Source organism: Paenibacillus terrae (assembly GCF_005217525.1).
GTDB classification, from domain to species: Bacteria; Bacillota; Bacilli; order Paenibacillales; family Paenibacillaceae; genus Paenibacillus; species Paenibacillus terrae_C.
Genome location: NZ_PNXQ01000011.1, coordinates 55,746 through 57,668, shown reverse-complemented (window position 1 = coordinate 57,668; position 1,923 = coordinate 55,746). Strand labels below are relative to the sequence as shown.

General features: G+C 43.3%; 2 protein-coding genes. One reads left to right on the top strand and one right to left on the bottom strand.

Annotation, left to right across the window (positions count from 1 at the left end):
• The coding region (locus C1I60_RS09110; RefSeq protein WP_252361645.1) for a DUF3995 domain-containing protein at nt 1-388 on the top strand (388 nt) is incomplete at its 5' end.
• Nucleotides 389-642: 254 nt separating this feature from the next.
• On the opposite strand, the gene C1I60_RS09105 is transcribed toward C1I60_RS09110, so the two are convergent.
• Nucleotides 643-1,794, bottom strand: a complete 1,152-nt coding sequence (locus tag C1I60_RS09105) for a glycosyltransferase family 2 protein (RefSeq protein WP_137061429.1) — start codon at nt 1,792-1,794, stop codon at nt 643-645.
• Nucleotides 1,795-1,923: the final 129 nt, after the last annotated feature.

The window sequence follows — 1,923 nt, the reverse complement described above, 5'->3', positions numbered from 1 at the left end:
GGTACTGAGTGGCATGCATGTATATTGGGTATTCGGTGGAAAAACAGGCATTAAGGCAGCGATTCCAAGCACAGGAACGAATAGGCTCTTTGAGCCCTCCAAAATAGGTACAGCGATTGTAGCCATTTTACTAGCTTTAGCCGCTTGGTTCGTCTTGGAACTAGGGGGAGTTACACCATTCCTGCTTTTCAACCCCTTCTATTCCTACGGAGCAGGCTTGTTGTCTTGTTTATTTATTTTACGTTCTATAGGAGATTTCAAATGGGTAGGGTTCTTCAAGAGAAAGAAAGGAACCGTTTTTGCAAAATGGGACAGTGTGCTCTATTCCCCCCTTTGTTTCCTTTTGGGAACAGCCATTTTAATGATTATGTTCTTGCGTACGGAGTAGACACGGTCTGTAGTCATATTGAATCTGTCTCCTATATCCACAATCGAGTGAGATTGTGGATTTTTCATTTCCTGAATTACCTTTTACCCTTATAGGGGCGAGGCTTCATCTTCCATGCAGCCTGAACAGTACATAACAACTGCTATTTGATGTTCAAAAACAATCTGGACAGCACGCTTTTGTAGCTTGACGTGTTCAACCACACAATAGGGAAGATGTGATAGGTATGAGCTGCACGTTGAAAACGAGCAATACTACTCTACCAGCTTTTCAGACTTTAGTACCATGTCTCGTAAAACCTGAGCGACTCGACTTTTTCGGCCCTCTGCATTCTTTTTTATCCATCGTAATGATTTTTTATACGCATGGGTATGGTTTGGTTGAACGAACTGCCTGGCTGCCATTCGCAGTGTTCTCCTCAACAACAGCGCTGACGAACGTGTTTGCTTGGATCGGCTTCCCCTGCGCAGTACCCGCAACGTATTTTTGTAAGTCTCTAAATCCAGGGATGGATGTACAAGGGCGAATAAATTTAACGAGGAGTCATTGAATCCGTAGGTTTCAAACATAATTTTTAGATTTTCCGTATTTAAAACGTTTCCTCTGAGGTGGGTTGGATGCTCCTGGTGATATCCGACTACCTCTTTGATGCAATAAAAAGGAATTTTCAATCGATGCAGCCTGTAGCCAAGGTCCCAGTCTTCGAGTCCATAGAGTACAAACCGTTCATTGAAACCTCCAATACGAGCCAAATGGCTGCGTCTGATGGATACACAACGTGTAACTAATAACGTCCAAGGAGCTACATCCGTTTTGGCAAATTGCTTTTTAATATTTGGGGGAACTCTGGAAGGGATCATAACCTTGGACAATGCACCCGTTTGGTGAAGGATATCTTCTGGCGTTATGATCGGGACAATTTCATTTGCTGCTTCAACGTGAGGGTTCCATAAGCCTGATTGTGTGAGTATACTCCGACAATGCTCCTTTTCTTCAGGAGAAAAACCAGGGTAATAATGGGTATAAGCATCATCCCACGAGTGAGGGAAGCCTGAAAGCACAGCTTTGGGATATTTACGATGATAACGGCTCACAATTCTAATGAATTCAGGTAACACCAAAAAGTCAGCGTCGCAGAAGATGATGTATAAACCCTTGGCACGGCGCAGGCCCAAATTTCGAACGGCAGATCGACCGCGTTGTTCTGGATGGGCAACATAGATCAGAGGATAGGATGCTTGGAAACTTTCGACCATTTCCTTCGTTCCATCTGTAGAACCGTCATCAGCTACAATCACTTCGAATAGATGCTTCGGATAAGTTTGTGTTTCAAATGAAGCGAGCGTGAGCAGCAGCTGCTGGGCTCGATTATAGGTTGGAATGACGATGCTGTATCGGAAAGCCAATGTGATCTCCTCCCCATTTTTTAGAAAACCTTTAAATAAGATGAATGATAACAATATATTCAATGACTTTAGCCTGGTATAGTCAAACACCCTCTAAAGATTGAAACAGGCTTGATTTTATTGGAGATG